The organism is Vibrio sp. 2134-1 (genome assembly GCF_033339495.1).
In genome coordinates, this window is record NZ_JAWOUS010000273.1 from 1 (window position 1) to 814 (window position 814).

The window sequence follows — 814 nt, forward strand, 5'->3', positions numbered from 1 at the left end:
GACCCGTTTACGCCAGGTGATTTGGAACCTAGTGAGCAACGCGATGAAGTTCACCAAAGAAGGTGGCGTTGTGATGACAGTTAGCGCCGATGTCGAAGAAGACTTCGCGACCATTATTATGGAAGTCGAAGACACCGGCATCGGTATTCCTGAAGCTGAACTGGATAAGATTTTTGCTATGTATTATCAAGTTAAGTCGGGCAAAGACAACTTGCATGCGGTAGGTACAGGCATTGGGTTAGCGGTTTCGAAACAGCTGATCAATATGATGGATGGGGACATTACGGTCACAAGTGAAGAAGGCTTTGGTAGTACTTTTACTGTGTCGATTCACGTTCCTATTGTTGAACTCGAAGAGCCGGTAATCGATGCGAAGCGCGACAATGTGCATCTCAACATCTTTATGGTTGAAGACATTGAACTTAACGTGACGGTGGCTAAGTCGCTGCTAGAAAGTTTGGGGCATTCCGTGACGGTCGCGATGACTGGGGAAGAAGCGTTAGTCAACTTTGTGCCGGATCAATACGACCTTGCGCTGTTGGACATTCAACTGCCAGACATGACAGGGTTTGATGTGGCGAAGTACTACCGTGAGCATTATGACCACTTGCCTCCGTTGGTGGCGTTAACGGCGAACGTGATGAAAGATCGTCGAGAGTACTTAGAAAATGGAATGGATGACGCAATCAGTAAACCATTAGCTGTGCATGCTATTCAGTCAGTGGTAGATAAGTTCTTTGTTGATCGAGTCGATAAACCCGCGGTGATTGTTAAGCCTGAAGTCAAGGAAGAAGCGGCGCCTTCTCCTGTGATT

At 47.2% G+C, this 814-nt stretch carries 1 protein-coding gene; it reads left to right on the forward strand.

The features are described from left to right. A partial coding sequence (locus R7R78_RS25440; RefSeq protein WP_225474537.1) for an ATP-binding protein occupies positions 1-814 on the forward strand: 814 nt, incomplete at both ends.